The organism is Bradyrhizobium sp. MOS003, assembly GCF_003020125.1.
In the GTDB taxonomy this organism is placed as follows: domain Bacteria; phylum Pseudomonadota; class Alphaproteobacteria; order Rhizobiales; family Xanthobacteraceae; genus Bradyrhizobium.
Genome location: NZ_PYFW01000004.1, coordinates 197998 through 216074 on the forward strand (window position 1 = coordinate 197998; position 18077 = coordinate 216074).

14 protein-coding genes are annotated in these 18077 nt (G+C 64.6%); 10 read left to right on the plus strand and 4 right to left on the minus strand.

Annotated features, from left to right (window positions below; translation table 11 throughout):
- The first annotated feature begins 140 nt into the window (after positions 1-140).
- Positions 141-464 (plus strand): hypothetical protein, encoded by a 324-nt coding sequence (locus tag C7G42_RS19800; protein ID WP_106951062.1) that lies wholly within the window; start codon positions 141-143, stop codon positions 462-464.
- A gap of 298 nt (positions 465-762) precedes the next feature.
- Positions 763-1863, plus strand: coding sequence for a class I SAM-dependent methyltransferase (locus C7G42_RS19805; RefSeq protein WP_106950643.1), 1101 nt, complete (start codon positions 763-765; stop codon positions 1861-1863).
- Positions 1864-1887: 24 nt separating this feature from the next.
- On the opposite strand, the gene C7G42_RS19810 is transcribed toward C7G42_RS19805, so the two are convergent.
- Genes C7G42_RS19810 through C7G42_RS19820 form a run of 3 tightly spaced genes read right to left on the minus strand, consistent with a single transcriptional unit; the run spans position 1888 to position 5391 of the window.
- On the minus strand, positions 1888-3009 hold the full coding sequence (locus C7G42_RS19810) for a glycosyltransferase (protein WP_106950644.1): 1122 nt from the start codon (positions 3007-3009) through the stop codon (positions 1888-1890).
- A 16-nt stretch (positions 3010-3025) separates the two neighbouring features.
- Complete coding sequence (locus C7G42_RS19815) at positions 3026-4162, minus strand: glycosyltransferase family 4 protein (RefSeq protein ID WP_106950645.1); 1137 nt, start codon at positions 4160-4162, stop codon at positions 3026-3028.
- Positions 4159-5391 (minus strand): nucleotidyltransferase domain-containing protein, encoded by a 1233-nt coding sequence (locus C7G42_RS19820; RefSeq protein WP_106950646.1) that lies wholly within the window; start codon positions 5389-5391, stop codon positions 4159-4161. Before C7G42_RS19820 ends, C7G42_RS19815 begins: the two co-directional genes overlap by 4 nt.
- Positions 5392-5727: 336 nt before the next feature.
- Between C7G42_RS19820 and C7G42_RS19825 the strand changes: the two genes are divergently transcribed.
- Genes C7G42_RS19825 through C7G42_RS19860 form a run of 8 tightly spaced genes read left to right on the plus strand, consistent with a single transcriptional unit; the run spans position 5728 to position 16824 of the window.
- Complete coding sequence (locus tag C7G42_RS19825; protein WP_147250264.1) at positions 5728-7200, plus strand: hypothetical protein; 1473 nt, start codon at positions 5728-5730, stop codon at positions 7198-7200.
- 49 nt (positions 7201-7249) lie between these two features.
- On the plus strand, positions 7250-9085 hold the full coding sequence (gene asnB, locus C7G42_RS19830; RefSeq protein WP_106950648.1) for an asparagine synthase (glutamine-hydrolyzing): 1836 nt from the start codon (positions 7250-7252) through the stop codon (positions 9083-9085).
- Positions 9078-10115, plus strand: a complete 1038-nt coding sequence (locus C7G42_RS19835) for a class I SAM-dependent methyltransferase (RefSeq protein WP_199581012.1) — start codon at positions 9078-9080, stop codon at positions 10113-10115. Before asnB ends, C7G42_RS19835 begins: the two co-directional genes overlap by 8 nt.
- 3 nt (positions 10116-10118) lie before the next feature.
- Positions 10119-11369: a hypothetical protein gene (locus tag C7G42_RS34830; RefSeq protein WP_147250265.1), complete on the plus strand. Its 1251-nt coding sequence runs from the start codon at positions 10119-10121 to the stop codon at positions 11367-11369.
- Positions 11366-12673, plus strand: a complete 1308-nt coding sequence (locus tag C7G42_RS19845; protein ID WP_147250266.1) for an O-antigen ligase family protein — start codon at positions 11366-11368, stop codon at positions 12671-12673. Before C7G42_RS34830 ends, C7G42_RS19845 begins: the two co-directional genes overlap by 4 nt.
- Positions 12670-14556 (plus strand): WecB/TagA/CpsF family glycosyltransferase, encoded by a 1887-nt coding sequence (locus C7G42_RS35355; protein ID WP_199581013.1) that lies wholly within the window; start codon positions 12670-12672, stop codon positions 14554-14556. Before C7G42_RS19845 ends, C7G42_RS35355 begins: the two co-directional genes overlap by 4 nt.
- 1 nt (position 14557) lies before the next feature.
- A complete protein-coding gene (locus C7G42_RS19855) occupies positions 14558-15880 on the plus strand; it encodes an O-antigen ligase family protein (RefSeq protein WP_158537606.1) in 1323 nt (440 codons plus the stop codon).
- Complete coding sequence (locus tag C7G42_RS19860; RefSeq protein ID WP_106950652.1) at positions 15877-16824, plus strand: NAD-dependent epimerase/dehydratase family protein; 948 nt, start codon at positions 15877-15879, stop codon at positions 16822-16824. The genes C7G42_RS19855 and C7G42_RS19860 overlap by 4 nt, the downstream gene beginning before the upstream one ends.
- Here C7G42_RS19860 and C7G42_RS19865 read toward each other — a convergent pair.
- Positions 16821-18041, minus strand: a complete 1221-nt coding sequence (locus C7G42_RS19865; RefSeq protein WP_147250267.1) for a hypothetical protein — start codon at positions 18039-18041, stop codon at positions 16821-16823. The genes C7G42_RS19860 and C7G42_RS19865 overlap by 4 nt on opposite strands.
- Positions 18042-18077: the final 36 nt, after the last annotated feature.

The window sequence follows — 18077 nt, forward strand, 5'->3', positions numbered from 1 at the left end:
GCCTCGACGAACTTCAGCAGCCCCAAATTTTGCGGCGTATAATGCGGCCACCTTCGCAAATCCATTTCGGGCAACTGGGGCGCCGCATAATGTCTCGTACTCTCGCCGTCGTTTTCTCCACCGCCGTCGCCGCGATTTCCATGACGGGCGCGGCCTCCGCCGGCTGCTACAATTGCTACGCACCGCCGCCGTGCCAGACCTGCTACCAGCAGCAATACTTGCAGCCGCAATACCGCACGGTCGACGAGACCGTGATGGTGTCGCCGGGCGCAACCGTCGCGCACCGCACGCCGGCGCAATACCGCACCGTGATGGTGCCGCAGACCGTCATGGTCGCGCCGCCGAGCGTGCAGTACCAGCATATCCCGCCGCAATATGCCACGCGCCAGCGAGTCGAGATGGTCTCGCCCGGCTATTCCTATTACGCCCCGGTGCAGATGAACTGCGCGTCCTGCGGGTACTGAGCGGACATCGTCACGAACTGATTTGGCGCGGCGCTCTCACGGGGCGCCGCGCTTTCTTTTGTCCGGTGCCGGAAAGGCTGGATCGCTGTGAGAGACCAGGCCGGTTTATCTGGTCCCAGCCAGTTGCCGCTCACGGCCTCGCCACCTTGTTCGACACGACTCTTCGGAGACGCAACCGGTCGGTGAGCGTGATGCAAACCGCCCTTGGCCGACGGGTGGCCGAAATCGAAAACCAGAGCTGCGAGATACTGGACGGCTCGGCGAGGTCGCAGAATCCATAGAGCCTCTGGCGTTGTAGATGTCGACCCAGGCGAAAGATTTAGGTCTTGCCACACCTCAGCGCGGTGGCGCTTTCCGTGCCGACCTGATAGGAGATGAATACCGTATTGGGCGAGAGCTGCGGTTGAGCGGGGTCTCGTCGGTAGCGGGCCCATCACTCGCTACGTTCATGCGTCAGTCAGCTTTTTCCCTCCTGCCAGATCTGTATCGCCTCGACAGGCACCTGCAGCCGCTGCCTTGCCCTGTCTGCAACGCGCGCAAGCCGCTGCGCGTGCTGCGCCGCGATCGATATCTCCTGCGCGTCGACCTGTCGATTTGCAGGGATTGTGGGACGGTCTATCTGGCACGGGGGCTCGCGGGCGACACCGCAACCCACTTCTATGCCGATCTCTATCCGCGGCTGATGGGCGTGAGAGACTTTTCAGCTCAGGTGCTCGGCCAGTCGCGCCTTGCGGCGGGTTATCGCGTCAACGCGATTCGCAGCGTCACGGGTGTGGTCGATGACATCGTCGATATCGGCGCCGGTCACGGCTTCTTTCTGGCAGCTTGCCGCGACGCCGGCAGCAAGAATTATTGGGGCGTCGAACCCGGCCCGCTGCAGCGACGTTATGGCGAAGACAATCTCGGACTGCGCGGCCGCATCCTTGCAGGCGATTTCACGTCGCCGGCCGCCGCCCCATTCCAGCCGCTGATGGTCACACTGTTCCACGTCCTGGAACATCTCGAGCAGCCGGGCGCAACGCTTGATGTGATCGCCGGCTGGTTGCCGCGCGATGGCTGGCTCGTGATCGAGGTCCCTGATCTGGAGGACTGGTCGCAGATCGGACTTCAATATGCGCACGTGTCACATCGCAGCTATTTTACGGGTGCGACATTGACTGCGCTGCTGGCGCGGCATGGCTTCCGTGTGCACGCGCTGCAACGAGAGCTCTACGGCATTCACCCGACCAATCTCAGAGTTTTCGCGCGCGCTGGCCCCGCCGATCCCGGCATTCCCCGGCCTCCCGACGTAGTTCGGTTGCGCCAGGCGATACGCCATCAGATGCAGCCGTGGCGGCTCACCGACGGTTACCCCAGAGCGGCCTGGCGGCTCGGAAAGCTCGCCGTGACGGGGGGCTGAACCCGTCGTCGATCATGGTTTGGATCATTGCTTGGCCCGGTCGGCGAGCACGTCGCGGTACAGATCGATATAGGCGTCAGCCATCGACTCCGCTCCGAACAGCGTGCGGCAACGTTCATGAGCACGTTTGCCCATCTCCGCCGCAAGGGGCGGATCGTCCTTGAGGCGCCGCATGGCGGCGGCGAGAGCCTGCGAGTCGGCAGGTGGCACGACGAGGCCGGTGATTTCGGCGAGGTTGATGTGGCTCGTGCCGGTGCCGATCGCCGTCGTTATCAAGGGCTTCGCGTGCAACCCGCCTTCGAGCAACGCGACGCCAAACGCTTCGGCGCGCAGGTGAGAGGGAAGCACCAGCGCGCCGCAGAGCGACAGGACGGCCGCCTTGTCCTCTTCGGACAGACTACCGAGAAAGACGATGGGAGTTCCGCCTTGAGCTTGCTGCCGCAGGCGACGCTCCATCGGCCCGGTTCCCAAGATCACGGTCGGAAGTCCGGTCAGCTTCGCCGCCTCGATCAGGAACTCGAGGCCCTTGTAATATCTGAGCACGCCGATGAAGAGGAAGAAGCCCTCACCAAGCCGCTCCCGCCACGATTGCACGGCTTGCGGCTTGGGGGAGGGATAGGATTGCGGATCGATTCCGATTGGAATCACGCGAACCTTGTCCGCATAACTCTTCAGCACCGCGCTGGTCTGCAGATAATCCGGCGAGGTTGCGACGATGCGATCGACCTCCCGGAGGAAGCGGTCGGCGAGCGGCCTGTAGATCTTGAACAGGTGCTTTTGACGGATGATGTCGGAGTGATAAGTGACGACGCTCGGCTTGCCCTGCGAAAGCAGCAAATGGATCACATCCATGAAAGGCCACGGATAGTGGAAGTGCACGATGTCGGCGTCTTGCATCAAATGCAGAAACCGGTGCGCGGCGGCCACCGAGAATCCGGTGGAGGCAATCTCGAAGCTCTGGCGGACCCGGTGAATGCGATAACCGTTTCGATCCAGCGGCTTTAGCTCGCCGGGTTTTGTCGACAGCGCCAGCAGGTCGACGTCGACACCGCGACGAGCGAGGCCTGTCGCGAGCTGGTCGATGCAGAGCTGGACACCTCCGATCGTGTCGGGGAGACTGGTCTTGTAGAAATGCAGGACCTTCACGGCAGGCGCGCCGTCATCATGCGGCCAGCTCCCGATACACCGCGCACGTCCTTTGCGCGCAACGGTCCCAGCGGAATCCGGCTGCACGGGCCGGGCCGCTCACTTTCGCCTGGGAACGCCAAGGCTCGTCGTCGAGCCCGCGTTCAATCGCGCGTGCAAGCGCGTCGGCGTCGTGCGCCGGGGCGGTCTGCGCGACATCGCCAACCGCTTCCATGAGCGCTGCGGCGTCCGAGCAGACCACGGGAACGCCGGAGGCCATGGCCTCGAGCGGTGGCAGGCCGAAGCCCTCGTAGAGCGACGGATAGACGAACAAGCGTGCCCCAGCGATCAGCGCCGGAAGCTGCCGTTCCGGGACGTAGCCGAGATAGGTCAGCCATTCCTCGCGCATCGCCTTTGCAATGCGCGCATGCAGCTCCGCGCTCTCCCAGCCGCGATAGCCGGCGAGGACCAGCGGATATCGCAGGCGCCGCTGTGCAGGCAGTTGCTCGAAAGCGTCCAGCAGCGTCCACAAGTTTTTGCGTGGCTCGATGGTACCGACATAGAGGCAGTAGTTGTCGGGCTGCAGGGCGAACGCGGTCAGCTCTTCGGCGACCTCGGCTGGTTCACGGGGATGGAAATCCCGGCCGATGCCGAGTGGGATCACCCTGATGCGATCGGCATCGACCCCCAGGACGCGTGTAATCTCGGCTTTCGAGAACTGTGAGACCGTGATGACGAGTTCGGCGCGTTGCAGGGACAGGGCGACTTCCTTGTGCATGTAGCGGACCCGATCCGGCCGATGATATTGCGGGCTCGTGAACACGGAGACGTCGTGGATCGTGACGATGCTCCGCCCGGCAAAGGCAGGCAAGTAGTAGTTGGTTCCGTGCAGCAGCGCGTCGTTTTCACCTCGCAAGGCGCGCGTTCGGCGGTATCCCTGATAGCGGCGATAGATCGAAGTGGGCAGGCTGAATCCGGAGAGCATGTCCCGTAGTACAGGGACAAGCGGATGGCCCGACGCCGCTACGGGAAGTGTGTCGAGAAGAGCGTCGCCTTGCAGGAAGGTGATGTCGATTTCGGGAATGGCTGCGAGATGGCGGGCAAGCTCGAGCGTGTAGCGACCGACGCCGGTCAGCGGTTGCCGAATCGCATCGACAGAGAGAATGACCTTCACCGGACAGCTCGCTCGTCTCGACGTGCGGCCGGCCGGGCGCCTCCACCCCTGGGCGCCGTCCCCTTGCGAATGGCCCAGAACACCGGCCGCAACACGGCATAGACGAAGGCCAGATGTTTGGGCAGCCGGATCAATTTGAGATCTTCGCCGCTCGCGAGCGCGAGGAGGGCCTGCGTCCGCCAATGGCGCCAGCCGCGGCCGAGCGAGAAATGGGACAGTCGGACCCGCGTCGTCCCAAGTGCAGTCTCTTCCAGTTCGGTTGCGCCGCCGCCGGTCATGATCGTATCGAGCGCAACCTCGCTGAGCCTGCGCACCGCACGGTCATTGGCGAGAGCGTCCCGCGTGACAGCGTCGAGCGGCATACCCAGCAATTCCGACGCCAGCCAGAACGCCTGTCCGACCGGTCGCTGCAGGCCGACATGGTCTGCCAATGCGAGCAGGCGCTGCGGCGCGCCCGGGTCGGCGCTCAACAGGACGTCGATGTCCGCCAGCCATTTCAGGCGGCTCCAGGCGTGAAGCCCGCCATGCAGGCAGAGATAGGCGGCCAGCGGTTCGGCACGCAGCGTGCGAATGGTTCGACCGCCGCCGATGTCGGCATCCGTCCACACGAGCGCAGCGGCGAGCGGGCCGGCCAGTTCGGCATTGGGGCAAAGCCGCCAATGGAGTTCGATCAGCGTTCCTTTCTCGTCATGTCGGAATTCCCACTGATTGAGGCGCTGAACCCAGTCGCTGACGCCGTCCACGGCCATGCCGCCCGCCGCGTGGTAGCCGAGGCGCTGCAGGACGCGGGTCGCACCGACGAGGTCTGCGGGATCGACAAACAAATCGAGGTCGCGGCTGTGGCGTGTTCCGATGTCGCCGTACAGCTGCATCGAGAGAACCGGTCCTTTGAGAAAGCCGACCTCGATATCGGCGGCGCGGAACGCTGCGTCCAGCTTGATCGATTCATTCGCCAGCATCAGGCCAGCCCGGGCGATCGCGCCCGCCTGGCGGGCGAGAGTCTCGCGCACGGCATCGGGAATGGGCGCCGCGCTCGCAGCCAGGGCCTGGTGCGCCAGGCCGGCAATGCGGTGGCGACGGACCACGCGCAGCACCTGATCCCAGTCCTCGACACGGCGCGCGGACTGTTCGACGGCTTGCGCGGTCGTCGGGCGATTTGGCGCGCGTGCGCATGACAGCACCAGATCGAACGCAGCGCGTTGGGAGGGCGAGATCGTCACGAGGGTCATGCCGCGGAGGTTCGAGGAACTCGCGCCGTGGCGCGTATCTCCAGCCTACAGCTTTTGCGGCAGGATGTTTCCGCAGCAGCAGCCTTCCCGGCGACAACCAGCCTTTGCAATCTCCTGGTCATCAACGCCACATCACGAGCCGCAAATCGAAAGAACCTTCCAAGGAAGGTCGAAAGCCACATTTTCCGCGTTTCCACGAAGCCGCATGCAGGAAAGTGCGCTTGCGCAAGGTTAGTTCATAGGGCAAGGCCGGACGCGATACAAGCAAGGCAGCCCGTTCGCAGAATTCTGTCAGCGGGCAGGATGCGCCGCTGCAATACGCCCGAATTTTGCTTCTTGATGCGTCTGTTCAAAGGCTTGAATATACAGCTGGATTATAATGCGATGCATGCGTCCAAGTCAGATGTCTCGGCGAGGTCCCTGGCGGAACGGCTCAGGCTTGCCGGGCGCCGGCCGGTTTTTCTGCCGCCCCTGCGGGGCGCGGGCGAGTTTGCCGGTTGCGCCGCGATCTACGCGGTAGGCCAGTGCTGCAATTTATTGTTCCAACTGCTTCTGCTGCGACATTTCGGAGCAGAGGGCTACGGCCGGATTGGGCTCTCGCACCTCGTTTTCCTGCTTGTCACCTTCGTCGGTGATCTCGGCTACGGCACGCTGTTTCTGCGCGAGAGGCCCGGCTCGACGAACTGGGAACGGCAATGGCGGCTCGCGCTGGGTCACAGACTCATGGTGACGGTTGCGCTTTTCGCGGTCACTCTCGCCGGCTGGAGCGTCCTGTACGGGCGAAGCGGCGAGGGGTTCGACTATCTCGCAGCGACTGTCCCGGCGGGCCTCATTGGCCTCGCCAGCCTCGCGTCAGTGCTGCTGGCGGAAGGACGGCGCATTCCGTCACTGATCGTACAGCAGATGCCTTGGCCCGCCGCGCTTCTTGCCTGGTGGGCCGTCGACGGTGCCGATGGCTCGGCGGCCCGCGCGGGTCTGATCGTCAGTGCCGGCTTTCTGGTCCAGCCCGTCGTGGCGCTGTGTCTTGGCGGGCGGGCACGTCTGCTGCTTCCGGCCTTCGGTGCCGGCAGCGCGATGTTTGCCGCAGCCTTGAGGCTGTCGCTGATGGGCGTGACCGGCGCGCTGCATGATCGCCTGACGCCCTTCCTCGTCGCGAGGCTCGCGCCGGATTTCCTGCCGGCGATGCTGCTGCTCGGGCATGCCATCAATGGTGCCTCCGGTGTCCTCCTGCAAGTCAACAGGCTGCTGTTGCCGCATGTGGGCACGCGAGAGGGCCTCGCGTGGTCGTGTCGCCTGCTCGCGCTGATATCGATAGGCGTCGCCGTGGCATTTCAGCTGCTGTGGCTCGCCATGATGGCGCGTGCCGATGGCGGCGTCGCATTTCATCCAAGCCTGCTGATGCCATCGCTGATGGCCGGATGCATTTCATTCGTGGGCAGTGTGCTGGCGACGGAGCTGATCGGGCGGCACCTCGAGAGGCAATTGACGAGCATCATCCTCACCGGTATTGCCGTCAGCTCCGCGTTGCAGCTCCTGGCGGCGATTCAATCATCCGCCGATGGTGTACTCTGGGCGCGTGTAATCGGCGTGGCCGGGATAGCGGCGGCTTGCTTCAGAAGCTGCGGGATCATGCCGGAAGCGTCGGGTTGGGCCCTTTGCGGTTCACTGCTGTTTGCGGCACTTGGTGTCATGAATCAGCTGGCATGGCTCGGCAGCACGTTGCTGCTCGTCGGTGTCGTGATTGCCATGGCTTGCGATCGACCGTTGCTTCGCCGCCGGTCGGCGATCGTGGCGGAGCCTTCGTCGTGATGCCGGACCGCAGACTGAAGCATCCGTTCCCTGCGATGCGGGGTAACCGATGTGCGGCTTGATCGCAGTCCGCGGCCACCACCGCGAAGCACCGATGATCGTTGCCAGGCGTGGGCTGGATGCGATCGCGCATCGCGGCCCGGATGGCGAAGGCCTGCACGCCTGTGACAGAGATGCCGTGACGGTCTTCGGACATCGCCGGCTGTCGATCCTCGACCTCAGCCAGGCGGCGGCACAGCCCATGATCTGCCCCGAGACCGGCAACGTCATCGTCTTCAACGGCGAGATCTACAATTTCCTCGAGCTCCGCGAGCAATTGGAGGCGAAGGGCCATTGCTTCCGTGGCAACGGCGACACGGAAGTCATTCTCGCCGGGTGGCGCGTCTGGGGCCGCGAGCTGTTCGCGCGCTGCAATGGCATGTGGGCGCTGGCAATCTGGGAGCGCGCCTCCGGCGACATGATCGTCTGCCGCGACAGGCTTGGCGTGAAGCCGCTCTATATCCATCGGACCGGAGACGGCTTGATGCTGGCAAGCGAGATCCGGGCTATCGCAGCTATGCGACGCGGGTATCCCGAGCCGAACCCGGACGCCATCTTCGATTTCATGACGCTCGGCCGGTCGGAGCATACGTCTCGGACGTTCTTCCAGGAGATTGATGCCGTGACGCCGGGGCAGGTGTGGCGCATCGCGCAGGACGGCGCGACCACGGCCTGGTCATATCACCGCTGGCCGGGTGCGGGCGAGGCGCCGTCGCTCGAGGCGAAGGATGTGCGTGAGTTGGTTTGCGACGCGACGGCGTTGCGGCTTCGCTCCGACGTTCCGACCGTGACGCTGCTCTCGGGCGGACTCGATAGCTCGGTTCTGACGGCGACCGGGCTCGCCTGCGATGGCCGGCCGCGCGTCGCCTTCGCCGGTGCATTCACGTATGGCTATGTTGACGAAGAGTTCGCGCGCTTCGATGAGACGGCTTCAGCGGCCGAGTTGATGCGCGAGCTGGGAGCGGCAGGCCGACATCGTGTCCGCAAGGTTCGGGCGCTTCCGGAGACCGATGAGCTTGACGATCTCGTCCGGGTCCAGGAAGAGCCATTCAGCACACCATCGATCTTGGCCAGCTACCGCACGTACCGGGCGGTACGCGAAGCTGGATATAAGGTGGTGATTTCCGGCGAAGGATCGGACGAGGCCTTCGCTGGTTATCCGTCGCGCTATCAGGCCTTTGCCGTTCGCGAGGCGCTGCGGGCCGGGCGATTGCCGACCGCGCTGCGCCTGATGGCTCGGAGCCACGTCGGATCCTCGCTCGTTGCCAACAGGTTGGCCTGGGATCTGCCTCTGCCCGCGCTGGCGAAGGTCCTGCGGCGGCGTCGCCCGAGCGTCAGCCTGATCTCGGACGCACTATGGGCCGCATCACGGGGGCGGCTCGCCGCGCTCCAGGACGACATGCGTTCCGGCATCCGGGAGAGGCTTCGTCGCGACGTATTGACGACCAGTCTTCCCCAAATTCTTCGCATGACCGACCGGAATTCGATGCGGTTCGGCGTAGAAGTGCGCTCGCCCTTTCTCGACTACCGCCTCGTCGAGCGTGCGCTGGTGACGCCGGTCCAGCAGCTGATGGGTACGCAAGGCAAGGTCCTGTTGAGGCAGGCCTTTGCGGACGATCTTCCTGACCGCGTGGTGTGGCACAACAAGACCACGGGCTTCGGCCACGCCGAGCAGTTCCTGGTCTCCCGCATGCCGATACGCGACATGCTTGATGACATCCCGGAGAGTATCGGTGCCTATCTCGATATCGCAAGGCTGCGGCGCGAGGTGGCCTCCGGCGATCTGCACACGACGTTCTGGCTGGCCGTGTCGGTCGCCCTTTGGTATCGAAGCGTCTATGTCTGAGATCTTCCGTTGCGCGTCATCGCGTCTGGTCTCCCCCGTGCGGCTCGAACTGGCGATGGATACCGGCCGGTGCCGGTCGTGCGGAGGGATCGACCTGCAGCGAACCGTCAGCCGCGAATCGTACGTCGGTGGCGGCCAGACGCTGCGCCGCTGCGGCATCTGCGCAGCCGTCTACCTGGCGCCCGACTTCACCCCCGAGAGTCTCGACCTGTTCTATCGCGAGCATTACAGACGGCTGTTTCCATCCGAGACGATTTGGCGCAGCGAACAACGTTTCTTCGCCTGGCGTGGGGATCGGCCGGTTGCCGATATTCGGCTTGCGAGAATTGAGCCGCATCTGCCGACCGGGGCTCATCTGCTCGAAATCGGTTCCGGCTTTGGTGCCTTCCTCGGAGCCGCGGCGACTTTGCAGGGAGTCCGGCTTTCCGCCATCGAGCCCGACGTCGCCAACCGGGGGCGACTGCTGGGAAGTGCGAACGTGGATTTCGTGCGCAGCATTGAAGCTACGTCCAGGGGCAGCATCGATGTCGTCGTCGCGTTCCACGTGGTGGAACATCTGGCCGATCCGCTTGCGTCCCTCAGGGAAATCCACGCCGCGCTGAAAGTCGGAGGACGGGCCTTCGTGGAAGTGCCGGACCTCATGCAGGGATTGCTCTCCCCGAGTTACTTCCATCCCGCTCATCTCAGCTATTTCACGGTCCCGACATTGTCACGGCTGGCCGGCGCGGCGGGCTTTCGGATCGTGCAAGCGGGTCCCCATCCCGATGGCGGAATTCTTACGGAGAACATCTGGCTCGAAGTTGAAAAGCCATCGACTGCCGCCGTTGCTCCGCGCGCGCTTGCCGCGCTGCCGGAGGAGGTCGCGGCGGTCGATGCGCTGCTCGATGCGGTCGATTGGCGGGCATCGCCGGTGCGGCACTGGCGACGCACCGCAAAGCATCTTGCGCTGGCCATGTTCGGTCCCGGGCTGGTCGGAGAACTGCAGCGCTTTCGGCAGTGGCGGCAGCTGCGCCGTATCGGCTGGACTTGAAAGATGCGCTTTGCCGACTTCGTCGACGAGCTTCGGGATCGCTATGGCGAGGAAGCCACCGGCGCCCGCCACGAGATCTTCTTTACGTGGGAGCGGCCATCGCGACTATGGCCGGCCGCGCGAGCGATGGTGGCTGCTCTCCGCGATGCCATCCTGTGCCTGACTCTCGCGGCGCGGGCGTCCGTGTCCGCGCCCATTGTCGTGATCGCCAGCCGATCAGGGTCCAGCGGTCTCGACGCACTGCACCCCTTCATGGACGATCTCCAACGGCGTGGGATCGACTACAGGATGATGGTCCATCCACGGCTTCGCGATGTCGTCGTGGGAGCTTCCGGCCTGCGGCGCCCGCTGCCTAGAGCGTGGCTCCATGCCTGTCGGGCGTTCCGGATATCCTTCACTCGTCCCGACCAGCGCGCATTCGTGGTCCGCTGTTGTCTGTTTCGGCTGCGGCTTTGGCAGGGGGCCTGGTCGCGGGCCTTGGCTGGTCCAGGCGGCGTGCTGGTTCTGCACAACGACTTCGAGCTGTTCTGCGTCGCGGCACTGACTGCAGGGGCGGGCCGGTGGCAGGGCGTTTGCATCCAGCACGGGCTGCCGACGGACGAGTTCTTTCCGACGCGTGCCCCGCGCCAAGTCGTTTGGGGCGACCGCAGCCGCGCGGCCTATGTGTCTCAGGGCACCTCGCCCGATGCGATCAGCTTCGGTACGTTCCCGTCGCCGGCCATGCGATCAGGCGCGGTGATGTCTTCCGCGGTTGCGCTGGTCTCGCAGACCCATACGCCTGTCTTCGGCCGCTCGCTGGCGCGCGATTTCCTCGAACTGGCCGAACGTCTGGCGGACCGCATGTCCGGACGCGGCCAGCTTGCGATCTTGTTGCATCCGGAGGAGGTGAGGCTCGGTCATCCCTTTGCGGGGACACGGCTCGCCGGTCTGTGCCGACCGCCGCCGCATCGCGAGTTTGACGCTGAATCCGGGCCGTCCTCGATTCTGGTGGGCTTTTGCTCCACCGCGCTCATCAAGGCGGCTCAACAGGGGCATCTGGTGATCGGGATGAACTGGCCGGTCACTGCCTCACACGCAGCCCTCTCGGTGGGCCGTCCTGCGGTGGTGGCCGACAATCCGAATCAACTCTGCGACCTGATCGAGCGATTGCTCGCCGATCCGGCCGAGCGGGCCTCGCTGCTGAGGACCCAGCAAGCCTGGCTTGACGGCACCTTCGCTTACGGTGACGACTGGCTGCCGGAGGTCACCGCGTGAGCGTGAGACGGGCTTACCTTCTGGTTGTTGTCGTGTGGATTCATCTCGGGGATTTCGTCGCGGCATGGGCCTATCAGGGCGGAGCCTTGCCGGAGGTGGGCTGGGCCCGTCTGGTCCGCGACATGACCGTGGTTCTCGCCGCATGTCTGTGCCTGGCGACGGTGCGGATCGCGCGCTCGCTGCTGCTGCCGTTTCTGATCTACGGTCTGCTGATTCTCCTTTCATTGGCGATGAGCGCCAAGGGGGGCGTTCCACTCGGCGTTCTGGTCGGATCGCTCGGCACGCTTCTGATTCCGATCCTGTTCTTTCTCGTCGGCTATTACTGCGTCCGGGATCCCGCGGACATCCATGCCCTGGTTGCCTGTCTCGTGATCATTGCCTGCCTCAGCGCCGTTTTCGGGGCATGGGACATCGATCACACCGAGTTCTGGACGCAGACGATGCAGTTTCCCGCTTACATGGCCGACGTGAAGGGGATGGTCTATGGAGGCGAACCGGATACCGGCCTGCCTTATAATTTCTTCATCGATCTCGATCAGACGCGCAGGGCCGCCGGGCTTCTCGCGGCGCCGCTGGCGCAAGGCATGGTCCTCGCCGTTGCCGGGGTTTTGGTCGTCGCCGCGGCGCCGGCTCGGCTCTCGGCTTCGCGCATAGCGATCTTCCTCCTGATCCTCCTCGGACTGTGCGCTGGCGTCTGGATGTCCGGCACCCGTGGCGCGATGCTCGCCGGAACGGTCGCCCTGATTGGTTATCTCATGACGAATCGCGCCTCGAGGCGCCATCCGCTGGCGAGGTTGATCGTGGCCGCGGCCGTGGTGCTGGTCATTGGCCTTGCGACACGAGACGTCGTGGACGCAACGATCAATCAGACCGATGGATCGAGCCCGGGACACTGGGCCGCCTTCCAGCGCAATATCGACGGTTTTTTTCATATCCCTGTTTTGGGCTATGGCATCGGCAGGCAGGGGCCGGTTGCCGCACAGGCTTCAGCCATCAGTGTTGGAGGCGGGGAAGGCGCAATCTTCTCGATCGCCTACCAAAGCGGAGCGGCGGCCGCACTCGCCTTGCTGATCTTCTATGCCGTCTGTCTGGTCCGCTTGTGGCGGGCCGATCGCGAGCACCAGGCGCATTTCGCCCTGGCGACGTTCTGGTTGATGATCGGGTTCGCGACGACGCTGGTCACATCCGATCATATGCTGTCGGTATCAGGGTCGGCTTCGCTCTGGTTGCTGACCGGCGGCGCGATGCGCTTGCTGTCGCGCGCGCAGGAGCGCTTGGATGCAGGTGCCGAGGCGGTGGCATGAGAGGCCGCCGTCTGCTGCACGTCCATCGCGACTTCGCTCCGCATCAAGGCGGAGGCGGCGTGGCGCGGCACATTCACGGCTTGGCCACCACCGCCGCAAAGCTTGGTTTCGACGTTCGGGTCGTTGCGCCGGGGGCGTTCGTTCCGGAGACAGAGCCGGATTATGAGGTGAAGTCCGATGCTCTTGGCGGCCTTTGGCATCATGTGGGCTGGGCCGATATCGTCCATGTTCACGGCTCTCGCAATCCCATCGCCGGAGCTGCGGCGGCGATGGCGCGGCTGCGAGGAAAGCGCCTCGTCTATACGCCGCACTGCTATTACGATGACGACGGCGCGCTGAAGCAAGCCGCAAAACGGCTGTGGGACCGCACCGTCGAACGCCGCCTGCTTACCGGAAGCCACGCGGTCGTTCTGCTTGCGCGGTTCTGGATCGACGAGTTGCGGAGCCGTGGGCTGGCCGCAAGTTCGCCGGTCATTCTGCCGAACTGCGTGCTGGACACGGCGGTCTTGTCGCGGGCGGCGCCGCCGCAGCGCCTGGAGGGCGATCCATCCCTGCTGTATGTCGGGCGGCTCGATCGGGTGAAGCGTCTCGACGATGCCATCCTGGCGCTGTCCCGGGAGACGCTGAAGCGGGCGGTGCTGCATATCGTCGGCCGGGGGCCCGATCGCGATCGTCTTCGGAAGCTGGCCGCGCATGCAGGTGTCGCGGCGCGTGTTCGGTTCCACGGCTTTGTGCCCGACGCGGAGGTCGCCGCGATGGCGGCAGGTGCAAATTGTTTTGTGCTGCCATCTGCGGCCGAAGGCGGCCCGACGGTCCTGATCGAGATGCTGCTGATGGGCTGCAATGTGGTCGCCAGCGACATTCCGGCCAATCGGGCGATTCTTGCCGCCGCAGGCTGGACCGAGGGGCTCTATCCGTTGGGAGATGTCGAAGCATTGGCCGCGATGGTGAACGACATCGCGGAGCGACGCATGCTTTCCGACGTGACCGAGCGGGCCAGGGAGTGCTTCACATGGGAGCGCCGGACGTCACTCATCATCGAGCTCTACGGAGTGCACCGTCGACCCGGCCAGTCCGGGATCGTGCCGGCGGTCGCTGCAGAGCCTGACGCGTCGCTAAACGAGAGGGTTTGGTTTCTCGGCTGTCCGGTCGATCTGCTCGACAGCGCGGAACTGCTGTGTCGCGCCGAGTCGGCCGGACAGGGACAAGGCCGGCGCATGCGGATCGAGGGATTGAATGTCGCCAAGCTCGCGGACGCGCGCCGCGATCCGGATCTGTCTCAGGCGCTCCGCGATGCCGAACTCGTTCACGTCGACGGCAAGGGGATCGCGCTCGGTCTCGCCGCCCTCGGCTTCAACGGCGAGCGCTATGCGGGGATCGATCTGATGCTGGATGCCTGTGCGCAGGCATCCAGGCTCGGTCTATCGATCTACCTCCTTGGTGCGCGGCCGGAGGTCGTCACCGCGGCGGCGCAGCGGCTGCGCCAGCGATGGCCCTCGCTCCTGATTGCGGGTTTGCGCGACGGCTATTTCGAGGAGCACGAAGAGGCCGCCGTGGTCGATGCGATCAATGCCTCAGGCGCGGCGTTCCTTTTCATCGGTATCAGCTCGCCGAAGAAGGAGATATTCCTGCGGGACAATTGGGAGCGCCTCACCGTTCCCGTTGCGATGGGCGTCGGCGGCGCGTTCGACGTCGTGTCGGGCCGGCTCCCGCGCGCACCACGCGCGGTGCAGAAGATCGGAATGGAATGGCTGTTCAGGCTCTGCCTGGAGCCGCGACGGCTGGCGATGCGCTATCTCCGCACCAATGCGATCTATGCGTCGCTGCTGGCTCGCGCATGGTTCGAAAAGCGAATTGCTGCGACCAAGGCCAGGCAGCTCTGAAATGGCTTTGTCGAACATCGCTCCGGATCCGAGAGCCAAGGTCGCATCCGGGATGGTGCCGCAAACCACCGCGACCATTGGTCTTGCGCTTCTGTACCTGCTGTTCTGCCTGCAGCACGTCGTGATCGGTACAGCATTCGAGGAGGGGCAGGGGCTGTCGCTCGGGTCAACGGCGCTTCGTCTCGTCGCGTTGGGGGCGACGGTCTTTTTCTTCGTCAGGGAGCGCGGCATCGCAAGCCGGCTGAGGGCCCCGTTCGTTGCCATCGTGGCCTGCCTCTGCGTGCTCGTCATCTCGACCGCGCTCTCCGATCATCGCCCGATTGCGGTGAAATTTGCCGTTCGCTACGCGACCCAGCTCTTGATGCTCTGGTGCATCCTCAATTTCCTTCTGCTTTACCCGCGTCTGCGGGGCGCGGTCGGCCGCGCGCTGATCATCGCGCTCTGGGTCGGGCTCGCCGTCGGGCTGGGCAATCGATACGGCATCGACTGGATCTCGCGCTTGAGCGTCCTGTTTCATGGCTCCGATGCACTAAAATACATGCCGCGAATCATCGGACTCTACGAGCATCCGGCAACCTTCGGCGCTGTCGCGGTGGTCGTGGCCGTCATGGCGAGCCAGCTGCGCACGGAAGGCGCGATCGGCAAGTTGGATCTGGCTGCGGCGATGACCGGCGCGGCGGCCACATTGATTCTGACCGAGGCCCGCAATCCTATCGTGCCGCTTCTCATGCTGGCGGCGGCGTTCGCCGTCACGAGACGCGGCCGCCAGCGTTGGCTCGCCCTTTCCGCGCTGGCGCTATTGGCCGGACTGATCGCGGCGACGATCTGGTTTCGCTATGAGGAACTGACGAGCGCTTCTCGGGAAAGTTTCGCCACCATGTTCTCGCTTGGCCGGACATATATCTGGCAAGGCGCCTTCGATGCCTGGACCGGGCGGCCCTGGTGGGGGCTGGGCCCTGGCGTGTTTCAGTTCCTGACGCCGGATTTTACCGGAGGGCGGTTCCTGCGTGGCGAGCTGCACGCGCACAATCTCGTCCTTGGAATTCTCTCGGAAACCGGAATGATGGGGTTCATCGCCATGACCGGGCTTTTCATGACGCTTGGCTGGCCCGCTCTTTCCGCCAGGTCCGGCAAAGCTCGCCGACGATGGGCGCTGACGTGGCTCGTCGTCCTGTTTGGTCTCGGGCTGTTTGATTTCTATCTGCCGTTCTACGGGTTTTCGCTACATATCTCGGTGGCGGCAGCTTTGGTCTTTTGTGCCCCGGCAAGCGAGCCCGGTGCCGATCACAGCACTGCCGGGATCACAGGGGAGGCGCAATCATGAGGGTGTGCGTGACGGGCGGCGCCGGCATGATCGGACGACGCCTCGTGTCCCGTCTCGCCGGCCAAGGCCATATCGTCGCGGTCGTCGACGACCTCAGCAGCGGGCTGCCGATGCCGGCAGGCGCAGCGATCGCGCACCGCTGCGATATCCGCGAGGAGGGCGAGATGCTGGCGTTGATTGGCGATTTTCGACCGGATGCGATCGTGCATCTGGCGGCGCTCCATCATATTCCGACTTGCGAGATCGACCGGCGGCGGTGCCTCGACGTCAATGTGCTGGGAACGGAAACCGTGCTCATGGCAGCGTCCGAAGCCCGGGTCGCGCGCGTCGTTCTGGCGTCCAGCGGCGCGGTCTACCGATGGGTGGAGGGCCCGCTTCAGGAAGAGACGTCACCGACGCAGGCAATGGACAATTACGCCCTGTCCAAGCTCTCCAACGAAAGCCAGCTGCGGCTATGGTGCGAGCGCAGTGCGGCGACCGGCCGCATCGCGCGGATATTCAACACGATCGGCAATGACGATCCGAATGCGCATCTGCTTCCCGACGTCCTTGCGCAGCTGGAACACGCAGGCGCCGATGCCGTGAGGCTCGGCAATCTCGAATCGCGCCGCGACTACCTGCATGCCGATGAGGTGGCCGGCGGACTGCTTGCGATCCTGGCGGATGCGCGGCCCCAGCCACTCGACGTCTTCAATCTATGCTCGGGCGAGGAGCACTCGGTGGAGCGTCTCGTGAATTGTCTCGGCACATGCCTGGGGCGAACCATTCGTATCGAGATCGACGAGAAGCGCCGCCGCCGCTTCGATCGTGCCAGTCAATTGGGCGACCCCGCCAAGGCATACTCCCTGCTTGGCTGGCGCGCCCAGCTCGGCCTGCAGGGCATCCTGAACCGTTTGCTGGCGGAGATGGCGTCGGCCCGAACGCCGGCCATCCGGCTTCGCTAGCGCGCCTTGTCCTGATACCGCCGCTCGTAGCGGAACAGGACGCCGCGCAACCGCGGCGGCAGCCATGCAAAGAGTGGATCCTTCGAGGCCAGCCAAGGTGCTGTCCGGGAGGGACCATCGAGCTGCCTTGCGCTGCGATAGATCAGCAAAAGCAGTCCGAACAGCAACATCGCGACAACGAACGCTATGCTCGCCACCGGCAGCGGCGCCCTGGTCGTGACCGGCCAGGGGTCGACGATCGGCGCCGCGCCGTAGGCGATCCGATCGCCGCGCGTGCGCGCCTCGGCTATGGCGAACGCGATCTCCTGGTCGACCTGGACCGCAGCGCCGGCCGGCTTGGAAAAGAACTCCTTGCGTTTGCCGTCGAGCCAGTCGGCGAGGCGAGAACCGGAACGAACATCATCGGGCGGCGCAGCCGCACGTGCGAAGAACTGCTCATACCAACGAAGGATATCGAGCTCGCGCTCTGCGGTCGCGATCTGCCCTCGTTGATCTATCAGCGTCGATTTGAACGCGACGAGTTGGGCCGCCGGAGACAGATATCGGCCGCCGCCGTTCTCCGGTGAGACGATGGTACTGCCACCGAGGTCTCTCAGATCAGGGAACGCGTCGACGATCTGGCGCATGTCCAGGATGCGCGTCTCCGTCTGCGTGACGGCGAAGTTCAGCTTCGTCAGCATGACTTCCAGCTCCGCCTTTCGGCTGACCGTGGCGTCCCTTCGATCGCGCAGGAATGTGTCGAGCATCGACCAGGACAAGACTTGACCGACATGGCGCGCGATGGCGTTCATCAACTCGGTCGCGATCTCGCGGCCGGGGGCTCGCAACGCGACATCAATGCCCAGTGTCGTGGACGCTTTCGGATCGGAGCCGGGTGCTTCGCGCACATCCTCGCGCCGCAACGCGCTGCGGTACTGAAGGCTGCCTTCCCAGAAGGTCCGAGACTCGAATCGCCTGCGCACCGCCGCCGCATGCGGCGTCGCTTCCGAGCCATCGCTGTTGGACCATCCGAGTTGCCCGAACGTCCCGCTGATGAGGCGAGAGTCTGGAAGCAGCGGGCCGAGATGGCGCCATTCGTCGAGCGACAGTTTCGGTGCGTCGAGCAGACCGGTGGCCTGGTAAACCGGCTTTGCGTGGACGTAGATGGCCGCAGTCAGCGCCGCCAGCAACGCCAGCGGAACCAGCAGCGTTGCGAAGTCCAAATAGAAGCGCAGCACGGATCGCCCCAGCTCCGAGAGCAGGACGTCCTCGTT